The sequence below is a fragment of the Nocardioides speluncae genome, from assembly GCF_003121585.1.
Classification (GTDB): Bacteria; Actinomycetota; Actinomycetes; order Propionibacteriales; family Nocardioidaceae; genus Nocardioides; species Nocardioides speluncae.
Genome location: NZ_QEOO01000041.1, coordinates 1 through 15,882, shown reverse-complemented (window position 1 = coordinate 15,882; position 15,882 = coordinate 1). Strand labels below are relative to the sequence as shown.

Genomic DNA, 15,882 nt, shown 5'->3' with positions numbered 1-15,882 from the left:
TACGCGGCCCCAGCCACCACACCACGATCAGAATCGACATCAACACCGGCGCGCCGCCGTGACACCAGCCACGACATCTTAAGTTGACGGCATTGGCCCTAGCCCTCGGCCCCGAAGATCATGCAGCTCGAGGTGGCGTACGCCGCCAGCTTGCCGGCCTGGTCGGTGAGCCGGGCCTCGGCGAGGGCCGTCCGGCGGCCGCGCTGGATCACCGAGCCGACGCAGGTCAACAGGCCGGAGTCGACGGTGACCGGGCGCAGGAACTTCACGTTCAGGTCGAGCGAGGTGTACATCTCCCCCACCGCCAGCGTCGAGTGCACCGAGCAGCCCGCGGCGGTGTCGAGCAGCATCGAGATCACGCCGCCGTGCATGCTGCCGAGCGGGTTGTAGTGGAAGGTCTGGGCCCGCAGCTCGACCGTCACCGAGCCACGCTCCGGCCGGAAGCCGGTGACGTCGAGGGTCTGCATGATCGGCGGCGCGGGCGCATCGCCCTTCACCATCGCCTCGAGCTGACCGAGCCCGTCGAGGTCGAGCAGCGAGACGAGGTCGGCCTGGCCGGGCTCGACCCAGCTGTAGGTGCGGGTGGTGGTCCGGAGCTCGGTCTGCGTCATGGACTCAGGCTCGCACCGGTTGCTGAGTCTGTCAATCAGACTTAGCCTGGTGGGATGACCGTCACACCGACCGACCCGCCGGCGCTCGCCTACTCCACCGAGAACTGCACCGTCGGCCGGGCGATGGACGTCCTCGGCGAGCGGTGGACGTTCGTGGTGCTGCGTGAGGTCTTCAACGGGGTACGCCGCTTCGACGACATGCGCCGCCGTACCTCGATGCCCCGGCAGGTGCTGACCAACCGGCTCGCCACCCTGGTCGAGCAGGGCCTGCTCCGCCGGGTCCCGTACCAGGTGCCGGGAGCGCGGTCACGCCATGAGTACCGGCTCACCGAGAAGGGCTTCGACCTCTACCCCGTGCTGATCGCGGTCCGCGACTGGGGCGACCGCTACCTCGCCGACCCGGGCGGATCGCCGGTCGCCTTCGAGCACCGCGGCTGCGGCGGCGAGGTCCATCTGGCGATGGTCTGCGCGGACGGCCATACGGTCACCGACCCGCGCGACGTGATGACCCGCCCCGGACCGGGCGCTCACCCGGCGAGCTAGCTGCTGATCAGGACAGGCGCGAGGCGACCTCGGCGGCCGCGGCGGAGACCGCCGGACCGACCACGGCGACGTCGAACTCGCCGAGGGTGACCACGCCGACGCTCGCCTCCAGGCCGTCGACGCCATGGATCGGGGCCGCGAGTCCGCGGGCGCCGGACTGCAGCTCGCCGGCCGTGACGATGTACGCCGCCGACCGCGGGTCACGCCCGGCCAGGATCGCCTTGCCGGCCGCGCCCTGAGTGAGCGGGTGCCGGGCGCCGACCCTGTAGGCCACGTGGAAGTCGGTCCACGACGGCTCCACCACCGCCAGCGCGAGCGCCTCGTCGCCGTCGGCGACGGTGAGGTGCGCCGTACACCCGACCTGCTCGGCCAGCCGGCGCAGCACCGGCACCGCACTGTCGCGCAGCACCGGCTGCACCGCCGACGCAAGATGGAGTACGCCGAGCCCGACGTGCACGCGGCCACGGGAGTCGCGGCGTACCAGCGCGTGTTGTTCGAGGGTGCTCACCAGCCGGTAGACGACCGTCCGGTTGACCGCCAGCTTGCCGGCCAGCTCGGTCACGGTCAGCCCGCCCGGAGTCTCGGCAAGGATCTTCAGCACCTGCAGGCCACGATCGAGCGTTTGGGACGTCTCGCTGGCCATACCTAAGGTTAGGACACTTCGGACCGCCGGACCTGACCAATGTCAGCCAATCTTTTCAGAACGAGTTTCAGTTAGTTGGACGTGCGGCCGCACCCTCGGCAGCCCCCGAGAGTCTAGGAGGTGCCGACAGCCCATTCGCGGAGCCGGTCGATCCGGGCGTGCAGCTGGTCGGCGGTCGCGGTAGCCGCCGCCGGGCCGCCGCACTCCTTGCGGAGCGCGGCGTGGGTGATGCCGTGGGCCTGGCCGGTGCGGTGGTGCCACGCGGCGACCAGGCCGTTGAGCTCGCGCCGGAGCACCGCCAGCTGCTCGTGGGTGGACACCGCGGGCTCCGGCGTGTGCCGCTGCTCGGCGGACTGGCTGCGCTGCTTCTGCGCCTGCTTACTGGCCCGCTCGCTCTGGCGGTGATGAAGCAGCTCCTTGACCTGGTCCGGCTCCAGTAGGCCCGGGATGCCGAGGAAGTCCATCTCCTCGTCGGAGCCGACGTGCACCTCACCCGCGTGGCCGAACGCCGCGCCGTCGTACAGGACGTGGTCGAAGGTGGCCTGCGAGCCCAGCGCCTCGAACGACATGTCGAGCTCGTCGGAGGCGGACTCGCTGGCGTTCGCGGCCGCGACCAGCGCCTCCTCGGCGGCGAAGATGTCGCCCTCGTCGCTGATCTTGCGACCGAGCACATGGTCACGCTCGACCTCCATCTCGGAGGCGAACTGCAGCAGCCCGGGCACCGAGGGCAGGAAGACCGACGCGGTCTCGCCGCGCTTGCGGGCCCGCACGAAGCGGCCCACGGCCTGCGCGAAGAACAGCGGCGTCGAGGTCGTCGTCGCCCAGACCCCGACCGCCAGCCGCGGCACGTCGACGCCTTCGGAGACCATCCGTACCGCCACCATCCAGCGGTCGTCGCTGTCGGTGAACTTGGCGATCTTCTTCGAGGCCTGCTTCTCGTCGGAGAGCACGACGACGGGCGAGGCGCCGGTGATCGCCTTCAGCAGCTTGGCGTAGGCGCGGGCGGAGTCCTGGTCGCTGGCGATCACCAGGCCGCCGGCGTCCGGGACGTGGCGGCGTACCTCGGTCAGCCGGGTGTCGGCCGCCTCCAGCACCGCCGGCATCCATGAGCCCTGCGGGTCGAGCGCGGTGCGCAGCGCCTGTGCGGTCAGGTCCTTGGTGAGCGGCTCGCCGAGCCGGGCCGCGATCTCGTCGCCGGCCCGAGTGCGCCACTGCATCTCGCCGGAGTAGGCCAGGAACAGCACCGGGCGGACCACATGGTCGGCGAGTGCGTCGGCGTACCCGTAGGTGTAGTCGGCGACCGAGCGCGGGATGCCGTCGTTGCCGGGCGCGTACGTGACGAACGGGATCGGGTTCACGTCGGAGCGGAACGGCGTGCCGGTCAGCGCCAGTCGCCGAGCAGCCGGCTCGAACGCCTCGCGGACGCCCTCACCCCACGACAGCGCGTCGCCGGCGTGGTGGACCTCGTCGAGGATCACCAGGGTCTTGAACCGCTCGGTGCGGATCCGGTGCGCCAGCGGGTTGACCCCGACGCCGGCGTAGGTCACCGCGACCCCGACGAAGTCCTTCGACGTCTTGCCCTGACCCGCAGAGTACGTCGGGTCGATCGGGATGCCGGCCCGTGCCGCCGCCTCTGCCCACTGCACCTTGAGGTGCTCGGTCGGCGCCACGATCGTGATCCGGTCGATCACCCGCCGGCCGAGCAGGTCGGCCGCCACCGTCAGCGCGAAGGTCGTCTTGCCTGCCCCCGGCGTCGCCACCGCGAGGAAGTCGCGCGGCGCGTCCTCGACGTACTTCTTCAGCGCGGCCGCCTGCCAGGCGCGCAGCGACGTGGCCGTCCCCCAGGCCGCACGGTCTGGCCAAGCCGGTGACAATGCTCCTGAGAGCGGGTCCAGATGGGGGGCGGCGGGCCGCCCCGTCACTCGCCGCCCTCGTCGCCGGGTTCCATCTTCTCCCAGATCTCCTTGCACTCCGGGCAGACCGGGAACTTCTCCGGCGCGCGGCTCGGCACCCACACCTTGCCGCACAGAGCGACCACCGGCGTACCCATCACCATCGCCTCGGTGAGCTTGTCCTTCGGCACGTAGTGGGAGAAGCGCTCGTGGTCACCCTCGTCGGTCGGGACGGTACGGCGGTCCTCGATGGTGTCGGTGCCGGGCCCGAATCCGATGGGGTTGCTCATGGGTTCCATCCTAGGTCAGGGCGGGCCGAGATCCGGCCAGGCCGAGATCAGTTGAGCTCGGGGTCGGTGGGTTTTGTGGACACCCAGGCGAGCTCTCCCGGCTGCCGGCGGAGCACGTCGCGCCACAGCTCGTCGGTGTCGAGGCGGAACACGTCGGCGTCCTCGGCGGGTACGACGTACCAGCTGCCGGTCTCGACCTCGCCGTCGAGCTGGCCGGCGCCCCAGCCGGCGTACCCGGCGAAGATCCTGAGGGAGGAGAGGCTGCCTTCGAGCAGCTCGACCGGCGTGTCGAGGTCGACGATGCCGAACGCGCCGTACACCGAGCGCCAGCCCAGCGGCTCGTCCTCCGGGTCGGCGAGCCGGGCGACCGCGAGGGCGCCGTCGGTGCCGACGGGGCCGCCGCGGAACAGCACCTCGGGTTCGGCGACCACGGATGCCCAGTCACCGAGCACCTCGGCGACCGGCACCGGGGACGGACGGTTGAGGACCACCCCGAGCGCGCCGTTCTCGTCGACGTCGAGCAGCAGCACGACGGAGTCGGCGAAGTTGGGGTCGAGCAGGCTGGGTGTCGCCACCAGCAGCATGCCCGGCTGCAGCTCGGTCATAGGCCCATCATGCCAACGGATTGCCGTCGGTTGAGGAGGTCGCGCAGCGACCGTCTCGAAACCAGGCGCGGTCGAAAATGATGACAGCCCCGGCGCCGGCTACCCGAGGGAGGGATTCGCGGGTGGGAGGAACCCGCTAGGGAGTGCCGGTGCCGGGGACTGTCAGTTCAGGTGGCCGTCAGGGCGTGTCTGCCAATTCGGCGCCGTCGCGAGCGGCGTTTCGGGCCGATCCGGCAAGGCGGCGGAGTCGAAGGCGGGCCGGAGGCCCGTCGAGCGACGCCAACGCAGCCGGATCGAGTCCGAAGCGCCGCGCAGCAGGCGCGGGATTGGCAGACATGCCCTAAGCCGCGAGCGCCGCCCGGATCCGGTCGAGGATGCTGACCTGGGTGGTCCGCTCCTCAACCTGCACGCTCTGGAGACCCTCGCGGGCCTTGGTCTCGATCGTCTCGCCGACGCGCGCCGCGACGTCCTCGTCGAGCCCGGACTTGCCGGACATGACGCCCAGCAGCATCCGCTCCTTGGACTGCGCGGTGCGCATGGCCGTGGCCATCCGCTCGTCGGTCGGGTTGCTCGTGTAGCTGTCCACGATGATCCGCACACCGGGCAGCTCGTCGTACGTGGTGTGCCAGGCGGCGATCACGGCCGCCTCGAGGTCCATCGGCTGACTCATCAGGTGACGCTCGATGTGGCCGGCGAGGCGGGTGTGCCAGCGCAGCTGCATCGCGCCCAGCAGGGCGAGGTCGTCATCGAACTTCTCGGTAACGCCAGCGACGTCGAGGGGAAGGTTGCCGTCACGTCGCGCGTTGGCAGTGGCGATCACTTCGCGGAGGACTTCTCCGCGGCTGTGAAAGGCGTCCCAGGTCATGGTCGGCTCCTTTCGATTCGTTCCACATACCGTCGGTACGTACTCACAGTATGCGGCCGACCGAGGGTATGCAAACTCTGCTTGCCGTGAGTTAGCGCACAAGCACTTGTGCGGGCCGTCACACCGCGGCTACTAGACTGCCGGGATGACCCCGAAGAGCTCCGCGGCCAAGCTCCTGCCCAAGGTCCCGGGGACAGGCCGGCGCCAGCAGTACTCCGCCTCGACCAAGCGGGCACTGATCGATGTCGCCGAGTCGCTCTTCTCCAACCAGGGGTACGCCGCCACCTCGCTCGACGCGATCGTGGCCGGCGCCCGGGTGACCAAGGGCGCGCTGTACCACCACTTCTCCGGCAAGCAGGCCGTCTTCGAGGCGGTCTTCGAGAAGGTCGAGACCAGCGCCTCCAAGCGGATCGCCAAGGGGCTGAAGGGCGAGAAGGACCCGTGGAAGAAGGCGATCCTCGGGCTGCGCGAGTTCCTCGCCTGCGTCCAGGACCCGGCGTACCGCCGGGTGGTGATCCAGGACGGCCCGGCCGTGCTCGGCTACGAGAAGTTCCGCGAGCGCGAGCAGCGGTCGTCGTTCGCGCTCGTGCAGGAGATCGTCGGCTCGGTCCTCAACGCCGGTGGCTGGGAGCTCGACGACGAGATGCTCGCGACCTTCAGCCGGATCTTCGTCGGCGCGCTCTCCTCGGCGGGCGAGAGCGTCTCCACCAGTGACGACCCGCGGGAGGCGAGTGCCCGGGTGGAGATCGCCATGGGCTTCATCCTCGAAGGCCTGCGCATGCTGGAGCAAGCAGGTGTCGAACTGCCCTCCGGGCCGCGAAGCGCCGGCAAGACTCAGGCCCCGGCCGATGAGTCGACCGAGGCCTGAGAACGCCGTACGTTCCGGCTACCTGCCGAAGGTGACGTCGCCGCCGTCGGCCGGGACCAGCTCGATCCAGGTGTGGCCGGCCGGGACCTTGAGCGCGCCGGCCTTGGTCTTCAGCGTGAGCGCGCCGGTGTGGCCCTTCTTCGACCAGGTGCCGCGGACCAGCCTGCCGCCGTGGAACAGCATCGCCTGCCCCTGGCCCTGGAAGTCGGTCTCCGGGACCGGGTTGCCGGCCGGGTCGGTGTAGCCGGCGTCGCCGACCTTGACCCGGAGCACCAGCACGGTGTCGGCCGCGAACTGGTCGCCCTCGGCGGCGTTGGTGTTGTCGTTGCGGTACTTGCCGCCCTGGAAGGTCCAGTTGGTGGTCTGGAAGCCGGAGAAGCTCGCCGCCAGCCTCTTGGCCGGCTGCCCGGTGGGCAGGTCGGACTTCTTGCCCCACGGCAGGTAGTCGGCCGGCACCTTGGCGGCGCCCTTGGCGGTGGAGGCGACGTCCGGCAGGTTCGCGAACAGGTTGTACGGCGCGCTGCGGGCGTCGTCGCGGTAGATACCCTTCGCGCCTTCCTCAACGTACTTCACGCGAGCCTCGCGGAGCCGATCGATGGTCACCTGCGCGGCGCCGCTGGTCACGATGGTCGCGTCAGCCGGCGTCACGATGCCGATGTCGCTCGCGCGCATCGACCGGACCGGGCCGACCACCTTCGGCAGCTCGGAGTAGTAGAACGCCGCCAGCCGGGTCATCCCGCCCTCGACGAGCTCCTCGACCACCAGGTCGGCCTTGCCGAGCCCGGCCTGCGGCGCGCTGCTGGAGGAGTTGTCGATCTTCACGGTGTAGACCGGGTGCCGCTTGGCGACCTGGGCGTCGCCCTTCACCGGCAACCCGGTCAGCGGCCAGGCGCTCGGCAGCGTCTTGCCCGGAGTGGTGGCCTGGTCCTCGGGCCCGTCCGATTGGTTGTCGTCATCACCGCCCCCACAGCCCGTGAGCACGAGGCTCAGCGTGAACAGGGTGACTCCGGCCAGGCGAACGCGGCGCAAGGGGGCTCCAATCCGAGTTGTGAAACGGGCGAAGGCGCGCCACTCCCCCTTGGAGCAGCGCGCCTTCGTGGTCTGGTCAGCGGACCGGCTGAGCCTCCAGCTGCTGCTCAGGCTTCCTCGGCCTCAGGGTGCCGCCGAACCACGAGGTGGTCCAGGGTACGTCGCGGCGGATCTGCTCACCGGTGCGACCCGCGTGAACCATCACAACGTGGCCGTCCTGCCACTTGAGGAACATCGCGACGTGGTACACGTTCCCGCCGCTGTGGAAGAACATCAGGTCACCGCGGCGCAGGTTGCGCTTGCTGACACGCCGGGTGGCGGCAGCCTGGCCGTCCGAGGTCCGCGGGAGGCGGATTCCGGCCTTGGCGTAGCTGTACATGGTCAGGCCCGAGCAGTCGAAGGTGTCGGGTCCGGCGCTGCCGTAGCGGTACCAGTCGCCGATCTGACGCTTGGCGACCTGCTGGGCGTAGAGGACCCGCTCTGTACGGGACATTTGCCGGACGTTCGTCGAAGCGGCCGGCTGGAAGTCCGGCTTGGTGTCCGACGCGGTAGCGACAGTGACAGCCTCGGCCGGGGTGGTGGTGGCGACGCTCATGGTGGTGGCGGTCGCAGTAGAGAGCATCAGGCACAGCGCAGCAGAGCCACGCATGCGTTTAGACGCAGGCATGTTGAAGGTTCCTTCCCACGCCTGCGAGGTGAGCTGTCGGGTTAGAGCTGGGGAAGTGCTCTGCCACGTGGTGGTGCTGGTGATGGGTGTGGCTTCACCCCAAGCGGACCGGCCGGTCCAGAGCCTCAGCCGGTCGCGCGGTGGAACCTGTGGGTCCCCCGCTCCTGCCCTGAATACATCGTTGGGAACACGGGCGCTCACGGGCGGGCAGGACTCGGCGAAAGCCCGGAGCGGATTCACTTATGCGATCAGGAGACTAGACACAAGTGATCGCCAAATGCCAGTTTGGCGCGCTAAAACCGGGTGTGACGCTTCTCGCCCCGAATTTACCTTCGTTGTGACACCGTCGGTAAAGTCGCAGGTCAGAGGGGTTTTCCTGAATCAGGAGACCAGCTTGGCTCCACCGTCGACGTACAGCGTCTGGCCTGTGATGTACGACGCTTCGTCGCTGCAGAGGAAGGCTGCGGCGGCCGCGATGTCCTCCGGATAGCCCACGCGCCGGACCGGGTTGCGCTCGGCGGTCATCTCCCGCAGCTGCTCGGGCTCGAGCTTGAGCCGACGCGCGGTGGCGTCGGTCATCTCGGTCGCGATGAACCCCGGCGCGATCGCGTTGGCGTTGACCCCGAATGGGCCGAGCTCGATGCCGAGGGTGCGGGTGAAGCCCTGGATGCCCATCTTGGCGGCCGAGTAGTTGAGCTGGCCGCGGTTGCCGAGGGCGGAGACGCTGGAGAGGTTCACGATCTTGCCGTACTTCTGCTCCACGAAGTGCTTCTGCGCCGCACGGGTCATCACGAACGCGCCGCGCAGGTGGACGCCGATCACCAGGTCCCAGTCGTCGTCGGTCATCTTGAACAGCAGGTTGTCGCGGGTGACGCCGGCGTTGTTCACCAGGATGTGGATGCCGCCGAGCTCCTCGACCACGCGGGCGATCGCGGCCTCACCGGACTCGGTGCTGGCGACGTCGCAGCCGACGCCGATTGCCTTGCCGTCGATCTTCGCGGCAGCCTCGGTCGCCGCGGCCTCGTCGAGGTCAAGGATCGCAACCGCGGCGCCCTCCTCGGCGAACCGCTGGGCGGTGCCGAAACCGATGCCGCGTGCCGCTCCGGTGACCACGGCCACCCGTCCGTCGAACCGACCCATGATGCTGCCTCTCTCTGCTTGGAACGTGCGCGGGCAACCTTAGTCGCCGAGGGCGGCGCGCAGTCGGGCGGCGTACTCGGCGCGCTCGTCGGGCCCGCCGTACTTCCGGCGCGGCCAGAAGAACCCACGCAGCCCGTCACCCTTGGTCCGGGGTACGACGTGCAGGTGGAGGTGCGGCACCGACTGGCTGACGATGTTGTTCATCGCCACGAACGAGCCCTGCGCGCCCAGCCCGTCGACCACCGCCGTCGCCAGCCGCTGCGCCGCGGCCAGGAACCCGTCCCTGAGCTCGGCCGGCAGCTCCGGCAGCGTCACGACGTGCTGGCGCGGCACCAGCAGCGTGTGCCCCTTGAACACCGGCCGCTGGTCGAGGAAGGCCACGAAGTCGTCGGTCTGGAGTACGACGTCGGCCGACTCCTCCCCCGCCGCGATCGCACAGAACACGCAACTCACGGCACGCTGCCCCGCGAGACGACCCACTCGGTGGGCTGCCCAGTCAGGTCGGCGATCATGTCGAAGTCGGCGTCATAGTGCACGACGACAAGTCCTTCGATCTCCGCAGTCGCGGCCAGCAGTAGGTCCGGGACGCTCACTGCCCGATGCTGGCCGCGCGCGATGAGCTGCCGTTGTACGTCACGGGCTCGTCCCTCGGCCCGCATCGGCAGCGGTACAGGCGGAAGGTCGTCGAGGAGCCGATTCCGAACCTGTTCGTGATCGGCGAGGGACCGGGCGGAGAACCCGACCTCAAGTTCAGTGAGGATGCTGACACCGATGCGGCCGCTGGCCATCCGATCCCGAAGAGATTCGGCAACTGCGGGATGCGAGAGCCGCCAGAGGGCGGACTTGTCGACGAGCCAGCCGACGGTCGTTGTCACTCCCAGGCCCTTGCCATGACCTCCGGATCACCGAGGTCCGCGAGCAGCTCGCCGACCTCCCGCAGATCCCCGCTGGTCAGGGCACGTCGATGGGCACCGCGCGCGACCTCAGCGAGCGAGCCGTTGACGGTGTCCTTGAGCGTGGTGGTGCCGAGGAGCCGACGAGCCTCCTCCAAGATCTCGTCGTCGATGTCGACCAGACGCTTCGTCATGACAGGACCTCCATATATCTAGACCGATATCAGTATATCTCGGCGAACTGGTCAGAGGTAGAGGCCATGGCTGGTCGGGACGTCCGGCGGCGGCTGGTCGGGGAGGTCGGCGCGGACCAGGGTGACCACGTCGTCGGGCGCGGGATTGTCGAGGTCGACGATGCGCAGCGCCTGGATGGAGATCGTCTCCTCGAACAGGTTGCGCATGAACCGGCCGTTGCCGAAGGTCTCGGGGCGCGGGCTGGGCAGCATCGCGCGGACGCCGTCCAGGAAGCCGGGCGCCAGCTTGAAGCCGGCCTGATCGGCCATCAGCTGGAAGATGCTGAGCAGCTCACCGTCGGCGTAGTCGCCGAACTCGATGGTCTTCGGGAAGCGCGACGCCAGGCCGGGGTTGGACTCCAGGAACCGGCTCATCTCGCGCGGGTAGCCGGCCACGATCACCACGACCTCGTCGCGGTGGTCCTCCATCAGCTTCAGCAGCGTCGAGACCGCCTCATGGCCGAAGTCACGGAAGGAGTCCGCCGGCACCAGCGAGTAGGCCTCGTCGATGAACAGCACGCCACCGGTCGCCTGGTTGAACTTGGCGGTGACCTTCGGCGCGGTCTGGCCGATGAACTCGCCGATCAGGTCGGCGCGGCTGACCTCGATCAGGTGACCGTTGGCGAGCGCGCCCAGCTCGGCGTAGATGCGCGCCAGCAGCCGGGCGACCGTGGTCTTCGCGGTGCCGGGGTTGCCGAGGAACACCATGTGCCGGGACCGGTCGCTCTTCGGCATGCCCGCGGCGCTGCGCAGCTGATCGGCCTTGACCTCCGCGACCAGTCGGCGTACCTGCTCCTTGACCTGGTCCAGGCCGATCAGCTCGGCGAGCTCGGCCTGCGGGTCGCCGATCTCGACCTCGGGGATCTCCAGGTCGGGCGCATCCTCGTCGCCGTCGGCGCGGCTGCGCAGGCGTTCCGGCTTCTCGACCGGCACCTCGGGCTCGGCGTGCTCGGTCTGGCCGAGCTCGCGGGCCGCCTCCCGGGCCGCCTCGCGCTCGGCGAGCTGCTTGGCCTTGCGGCGTTCGAGCTGCTCAATGAGCGGGCTGACCACCGCGCGCGGCGGCACGAACAGCGACTTCACATCGTCGTAGTAGCCGGACCGGGGCAGCGCGTAGGTGTAGCGGGCCAGGTCCGGGTACTCCGCGACCAGCGCGGTGATCGAGGTGGCGGCGTGCAGCCAGATCCGGACCGAGTCGATCTCCCCGGCGACCATGCCGCGCGCCAGCCAGCTGCGCACCTCGCCCTTCCAGGTGGGTCCGTCGAAGCTGTTCTTGGTCCTGTCGAAGGCGTCGTGGATCTCGGTGAACAGCTCGGTGCCGGCCGCGCCACGGAGTACGGCGGGCAGCTCGGGCACCTCGTCGAAGCGGGCCGCGCCGGCGAGCACGTCGGCCAGCGCCGGCGTCCGGCTCACGGTCTCGGCGAGGTGCTCGTGAACGGCCTTCAGCCCGTCGAGGCTGACCCTGAACACCGTCTCCCAGCCCCAGATCTCGGGCAGCAACGCCGCTTCCTCAGGGGTCAGCAGCTCGTCGGTCCAGAGCGCGTCGATCGACTGCATCGACGAGGTGCGGTGTACGCCGAGCAGGAAGCGGTCGTCGAGCACGCGGCGGAAGATGCCGAGCAGCGCGTCGGCACGCGGCTGGAACGCCGGCACCTCGCGGAACAGCTCGAGGACCTGGATCGAGATCTCGATGGCGTCCTGCCGCGCCTGCGGGTCGTCGCGGTCCGAGGCCAGCCACTTCAGCAGTGCCAGCGGCCAGAGCCGCTCGTCTGTCGACCGGTAGCAGATCGACATCTCGTTCAGGTCGTAGGACTTCGGGCGCCAGGGCTGGACCAGGTGGTCGCCCATCAGGGCCTCGGGACCGGCCACGACGTTGACCAGGCCGGGTAGGTAGATCAGGTAGCGGAAGAGCACCGGCGCGAGGTACGGCGTACCTTGCCGCCAGGCCGTGCCCCAGTCACGGTCGGTCTGGATCCGCTCGTCCTGGAACAGCTCGGCGATCGCGGCCTGCTTCTGCAGCATCCACCCCTCGGGCAGCACCCACGGGTCGGCGAGGCCCACCACATCGAGGTAGTCCTCACCGGAGAGCAGTGGCGCCAGATGCTCCGGCAGCGTCAGCTTCGACATGACCTCTCGCTTCCCCGCTGGACGGCTCCCCAATCCTAGGGGTCTGGCGAGGCCTGCTTCCGCGTGCAGACGGGACATGTCCAGCCTGGCCGGGTCGACGCTCACCCAAGGTTGCGTCAACCCGGCCAGGCCTGGGCTATCGGATGCGGTACGCGTGGATGATCGTCTGCTCAACCTTTCCGCCGGCGCTGTCCGTGGCGGTCACGCGTAGCGAGGCCCATCCCCCGGGGGCGGGGTTGGTGGTCAGAGCGTTGTACGTGCCCTGACCGCCCGGGAGAACGGAAATTCTCCGCCAGGTCTTCCCGTCATCGAACGAAGTCTCGACCTTCACGCTGGTGACCGTCGCGGAAGCGCTGCCCGGGTTGCGGGTCACGGTCACCGGGAGCTTGAAGGGCTTGTTCGCAGGTGCGGTGTTCCAGCTGTCCAGTTCCGGGGAGATGGACGCGACCATCAGGGGCAGCGCCTGCTTGCCCGGGCTCGCGGCGGACCGGAAGGTCCACACGGTGCGGGTCCGGTCGGACATCGGGTGCCAGGTCCTGTCGAGCTGGCGGTCGACCTCGAGTCGGTAGGTAGACGGTTCGGCCGGCAGGCTGGGGAAGATGTGGCTGATCCAGGGATCGTCATTTGCGCTCACGAGGACGCCATCACGGTAGAGCGCCGTTCGGGTCGTTAGGACCCGGAATGGGAACCCGATACGGCCCGCGACGCCGTCGCTGTAGGTGATCGGCGTGATGGTCATCGAGTCACCGTCACGGTAGGAGCCGAGGAGGTTCAGCGTCCCTTGCTTGAAGAGCGAGGCGCCGAACACGCCCCGGTGCCAGTGCTTCTCGGTCGTCTTGCCGGGGGTCAGTGCCTCGGGGATGTACTCCTCTTCGGTGGTGAGGTTGGGGAAGAACTGTCGGGCCGTGGTCGTGGCGAAGGTATAGGTCCAGGTGCGGCCCTCCTTGGCCATGTAGTACTCGTCGCGCGAGAACGGCAGGGTCACCAAGAGCGGCACGCTTGAGCGGATCTGCCTCCCGGCCGACCCACCCCAGGACCGGGTAAGGCCAAAGGTGTTCGGCATCATGGCGTGGAAGTTCTGGCGGACTCGCGCCAGCTCGTCCCGCTTGACCGTCGGTGCCAGTCCGGTGGGGTATTTCCCGTCGAAATCCCAGAACAGGTGGTAGACGTAGGGGCTGTCAGTGAAGTCCTTGGCGGGGCCGGGCTCCGCGATCCTGTAGTTGACCCAGGAGAGGAGTTCTCCCTTGGGGAACTCGGGACCGTACTGCACGGTGTAGAGCGGGGTGATGGGGACATTCATCCCGAACTGCAGCACTTGGCCTCCAAAGAAGGCCCTGCCGAAGTTGGAGTCCCACGATCTGGAGAATCCGACATCCTGGAGGGCGATCCCCCCGCCCACACCCTTGACGGTGGGTCGGACGAGCTTGGCGTCACGGGCGTCGAAGGTGAGTGTGGTGTCACGGCCCAGTTCCAGTAGGGGCTGCACCATCGACACGATGTCGTCGCCGAAGATCTTGCTCTCGATCATGTACCGGCCCTTGGGTCGGCGCAGGGTGACGGTGCCGTCCGCGCTGATGGGACGGTCGAGCTTGAGGGAGTCCAGCTTCACGACGAGGGTCGACCGGATGGGGGCTGGCTTGCCGTCCCGGCCGATCTGCTTGATCGTCAGGTCGTAGCTCTCAACCTCGCTGTCGACCACGAGGGGGATGACGATCCGGACGCCCTCCGCGGTGGCCAAGAGGCGTCCGGTGAGGTTGCCCACCGGGCCGGTGCGCGTGTCCGCGATGACCGTGGCCTCGGCCTGGCCGCCCGCCGGAATCGTCACGGTCTCCTGCCCCGGGGTGAACGGGGACCCGCTGGTGCTCAGGCTGAGCGTGATCGAGGCGGATCCGGTGTTGCGGTAGGTGACCTGGGAGCTCACCGGTTCGTCGTCGCTGTGCGGCCAGGACTGAAGGCCGAAGTTCACCATGCTGGTTACGGCGTAGAGGTCCTGTTGGACCGCCTGGGCCAGATCCACCCGGCCCGCGCCGACAGCATTGACGTCGCCCTGTCCGGTGGACGACGACACCAGCGCCGACTTCAGCTCGGTGGCCTGCCACTCGGGCCGGCGTTCGGCGAGCACAGCTGCCGCGCCAGCCACATGAGGCGTAGCCATCGAGGTGCCGGAGGCCGTCGTGTACTGCCCATCGACGGTGGGCAGAGGGCTGTTTGTGGCGCGAGCGGCCGTGATGGCCGTACCGGGCGCGGCGATCTCGGGCTTGATGACTCCGTCGGGCACGCGCGGCCCGCGGTTGGAGTAGGGGGCCGGGTTGTCGTTCTTGTCGACAGCGCCGACCGACAATGCGGAGTCGGCCGTGCTGGGCGAGCTGACAGACCCGGTTCCGTTCGAGTTGCCGGCAGCGATGACGAACAGGGTCCCGGTCTCAGCGGTGAGCTTGTCGACCTCGGCCTCGAGCGGGTCTATGTCGGGGGAGTTCGGCGCCCCCAGGCTCATGTTGACGACCTGGGCCTTGGCGTCGCGGGCAGCCCAGTCCATGCCGGCCAGGATGGCGCTGTCGTAACAGCCGACGGACTCACAGACCTTGCCGACCGCCAGCGTCGCGTCCGGCGCCACACCGCGGTACTTCGAGCCGTCGCCGGCGATGGTGGACGCTACATGGGTGCCGTGGCCATTGGTGTCGTCGGTGCTCGCGTCGTTGGTGAAGTTGCGGTTGTCGGCGATGCGGTCCTCGAAGTCGGGGTGGGTGGCGTCGATGCCGGTGTCGAGGACCGCTACCTTCACGCCCTTACCCGTGAACCCGGCCTGCCAGGCCGCGGGAGCGCCGATCTGTGGAACGCTCTCGGCGAGGTCGACCTGGCGCTTCCCGTCGAGCCAGACCTTCGTCCGGGTACCCTTCAGGGCCTTCCACACCGTGCCCTTCTTTGCCCGCACTGCTTTCGAGCTGCGGGTGATGGCACTGGTGGTACGCAGCCCAGCCGCTTGCATCCGTTCGTCGACGATCAGCGGGATTTCCGCGCTCTGGCCATAGCCGAACTCTTGCAGCGCGGTGATGTCGAAAAGGCGCCGGTCCATGAGCCCGGCGGCGATGGCCGGGGTGGCGTCCGACGGAATGACGTAAGTGTGCCCAGCGAGCTTGGAGATGTCGTAGGCGATGCCCGCCCGTTCCTTGACCGGTATCGGCTGGATGTCATCGCCGTGGACGAGGACCTGGTCACCGGTGACAAGAGTGACTGTGTAGTCAGCGGGCTGCCCGACAGGGCCGGCCTTCGCCAGCGACGCGACGGGGGCCGCGTCCGTCGGCAGAGCCATCACCGCGAGCATCGGCAAGGCCAGCGCTGCCGCGACCAGTCTTGAGATATGACGTTGTTGCATGGGGGAACCACCTAGATGAGAAATTCCAAGGGCTCAGTGGTCGTAGGCGGTCAGTGAGCGTCGGGTGGTGAGTCCGAGTCGGTCGTTGTGCCAGATTGCGGCGGTC

The 15,882-nt window shown here is 68.9% G+C and carries 16 protein-coding genes and 1 riboswitch; of the genes, 2 read left to right on the top strand and 14 right to left on the bottom strand.

What is annotated here, in order from left to right; translation table 11 throughout:
- Positions 1–98: 98 nt before the first annotated feature.
- Positions 99–611: a PaaI family thioesterase gene (locus DDV73_RS22920; RefSeq protein ID WP_109509595.1), complete on the bottom strand. Its 513-nt coding sequence runs from the start codon at positions 609–611 to the stop codon at positions 99–101.
- A 54-nt stretch (positions 612–665) separates the two neighbouring features.
- Between DDV73_RS22920 and DDV73_RS22915 the strand changes: the two genes are divergently transcribed.
- Positions 666–1,154 (top strand): winged helix-turn-helix transcriptional regulator, encoded by a 489-nt coding sequence (locus DDV73_RS22915; RefSeq protein ID WP_109509594.1) that lies wholly within the window; start codon positions 666–668, stop codon positions 1,152–1,154.
- A gap of 7 nt (positions 1,155–1,161) precedes the next feature.
- Here the strand turns inward: DDV73_RS22915 and DDV73_RS22910 are convergent, their stop codons facing one another.
- From DDV73_RS22910 to DDV73_RS22890, 5 genes are all read right to left on the bottom strand, one after another.
- A complete protein-coding gene (locus DDV73_RS22910; RefSeq protein WP_109509593.1) occupies positions 1,162–1,797 on the bottom strand; it encodes an IclR family transcriptional regulator in 636 nt (211 codons plus the stop codon).
- Positions 1,798–1,910: 113 nt separating this feature from the next.
- A complete protein-coding gene (locus DDV73_RS22905) occupies positions 1,911–3,671 on the bottom strand; it encodes a DEAD/DEAH box helicase (protein WP_240617433.1) in 1,761 nt (586 codons plus the stop codon).
- Positions 3,672–3,715: 44 nt separating this feature from the next.
- The gene (locus tag DDV73_RS22900; RefSeq protein ID WP_109509591.1) at positions 3,716–3,979 is read right to left on the bottom strand and encodes a DUF3039 domain-containing protein; all 264 of its coding nucleotides are present in this window, start codon (positions 3,977–3,979) and stop codon (positions 3,716–3,718) included.
- Positions 3,980–4,026: 47 nt separating this feature from the next.
- Positions 4,027–4,584: a YqgE/AlgH family protein gene (locus tag DDV73_RS22895; protein WP_109509590.1), complete on the bottom strand. Its 558-nt coding sequence runs from the start codon at positions 4,582–4,584 to the stop codon at positions 4,027–4,029.
- Between the two features lie 340 nt (positions 4,585–4,924).
- Positions 4,925–5,449, bottom strand: a complete 525-nt coding sequence (locus DDV73_RS22890; protein WP_109509589.1) for a hypothetical protein — start codon at positions 5,447–5,449, stop codon at positions 4,925–4,927.
- Positions 5,450–5,594: 145 nt separating this feature from the next.
- On the opposite strand from DDV73_RS22890, the gene DDV73_RS22885 reads away from it, so the two are divergent.
- Positions 5,595–6,317, top strand: a complete 723-nt coding sequence (locus tag DDV73_RS22885) for a TetR/AcrR family transcriptional regulator (RefSeq protein ID WP_109509588.1) — start codon at positions 5,595–5,597, stop codon at positions 6,315–6,317.
- A gap of 18 nt (positions 6,318–6,335) precedes the next feature.
- Here the strand turns inward: DDV73_RS22885 and DDV73_RS22880 are convergent, their stop codons facing one another.
- The 8 genes from DDV73_RS22880 to DDV73_RS22845 form a co-directional block, all read right to left on the bottom strand.
- Complete coding sequence (locus DDV73_RS22880) at positions 6,336–7,346, bottom strand: DUF3048 domain-containing protein (RefSeq protein WP_161962507.1); 1,011 nt, start codon at positions 7,344–7,346, stop codon at positions 6,336–6,338.
- 76 nt (positions 7,347–7,422) lie between these two features.
- Positions 7,423–7,968 carry a C40 family peptidase gene (locus DDV73_RS22875; RefSeq protein WP_109509596.1) on the bottom strand — a complete coding sequence of 182 codons (546 nt, stop codon included), beginning with the start codon at positions 7,966–7,968 and terminating at the stop codon, positions 7,423–7,425.
- A gap of 48 nt (positions 7,969–8,016) precedes the next feature.
- A riboswitch (cyclic di-AMP (ydaO/yuaA leader) is annotated at positions 8,017–8,204 on the bottom strand.
- A gap of 190 nt (positions 8,205–8,394) precedes the next feature.
- Positions 8,395–9,153: an SDR family NAD(P)-dependent oxidoreductase gene (locus DDV73_RS22870; protein WP_109509586.1), complete on the bottom strand. Its 759-nt coding sequence runs from the start codon at positions 9,151–9,153 to the stop codon at positions 8,395–8,397.
- Between the two features lie 39 nt (positions 9,154–9,192).
- Positions 9,193–9,606, bottom strand: a complete 414-nt coding sequence (locus DDV73_RS22865; protein ID WP_109509585.1) for an HIT family protein — start codon at positions 9,604–9,606, stop codon at positions 9,193–9,195.
- The gene (locus DDV73_RS22860) at positions 9,603–10,028 is read right to left on the bottom strand and encodes a PIN domain nuclease (protein ID WP_154402869.1); all 426 of its coding nucleotides are present in this window, start codon (positions 10,026–10,028) and stop codon (positions 9,603–9,605) included. The genes DDV73_RS22865 and DDV73_RS22860 overlap by 4 nt, the downstream gene beginning before the upstream one ends.
- The gene (locus tag DDV73_RS22855; protein ID WP_109509583.1) at positions 10,025–10,240 is read right to left on the bottom strand and encodes a DUF2191 domain-containing protein; all 216 of its coding nucleotides are present in this window, start codon (positions 10,238–10,240) and stop codon (positions 10,025–10,027) included. Before DDV73_RS22855 ends, DDV73_RS22860 begins: the two co-directional genes overlap by 4 nt.
- A gap of 51 nt (positions 10,241–10,291) precedes the next feature.
- Positions 10,292–12,403 carry an AAA family ATPase gene (locus tag DDV73_RS22850; protein WP_109509582.1) on the bottom strand — a complete coding sequence of 704 codons (2,112 nt, stop codon included), beginning with the start codon at positions 12,401–12,403 and terminating at the stop codon, positions 10,292–10,294.
- Between the two features lie 136 nt (positions 12,404–12,539).
- Entirely contained in the window at positions 12,540–15,776 is a 3,237-nt protein-coding gene (locus tag DDV73_RS22845; protein WP_109509581.1) for a S8 family peptidase, read from the bottom strand.
- Positions 15,777–15,882: the final 106 nt, after the last annotated feature.

Coding starts and splice junctions, on each gene's coding strand:
- DDV73_RS22920 (WP_109509595.1), bottom strand. CDS start 611: ATGACGCAGACCGAGCTCCGGACCACCACCCGCACCTACAGCTGGGTC.
- DDV73_RS22915 (WP_109509594.1), top strand. CDS start 666: ATGACCGTCACACCGACCGACCCGCCGGCGCTCGCCTACTCCACCGAG.
- DDV73_RS22910 (WP_109509593.1), bottom strand. CDS start 1,797: ATGGCCAGCGAGACGTCCCAAACGCTCGATCGTGGCCTGCAGGTGCTG.
- DDV73_RS22900 (WP_109509591.1), bottom strand. CDS start 3,979: ATGAGCAACCCCATCGGATTCGGGCCCGGCACCGACACCATCGAGGAC.
- DDV73_RS22895 (WP_109509590.1), bottom strand. CDS start 4,584: ATGACCGAGCTGCAGCCGGGCATGCTGCTGGTGGCGACACCCAGCCTG.
- DDV73_RS22890 (WP_109509589.1), bottom strand. CDS start 5,449: ATGACCTGGGACGCCTTTCACAGCCGCGGAGAAGTCCTCCGCGAAGTG.
- DDV73_RS22885 (WP_109509588.1), top strand. CDS start 5,595: ATGACCCCGAAGAGCTCCGCGGCCAAGCTCCTGCCCAAGGTCCCGGGG.
- DDV73_RS22875 (WP_109509596.1), bottom strand. CDS start 7,968: ATGCTCTCTACTGCGACCGCCACCACCATGAGCGTCGCCACCACCACC.
- DDV73_RS22870 (WP_109509586.1), bottom strand. CDS start 9,153: ATGGGTCGGTTCGACGGACGGGTGGCCGTGGTCACCGGAGCGGCACGC.
- DDV73_RS22855 (WP_109509583.1), bottom strand. CDS start 10,240: ATGACGAAGCGTCTGGTCGACATCGACGACGAGATCTTGGAGGAGGCT.
- DDV73_RS22850 (WP_109509582.1), bottom strand. CDS start 12,403: ATGTCGAAGCTGACGCTGCCGGAGCATCTGGCGCCACTGCTCTCCGGT.
- DDV73_RS22845 (WP_109509581.1), bottom strand. CDS start 15,776: ATGCAACAACGTCATATCTCAAGACTGGTCGCGGCAGCGCTGGCCTTG.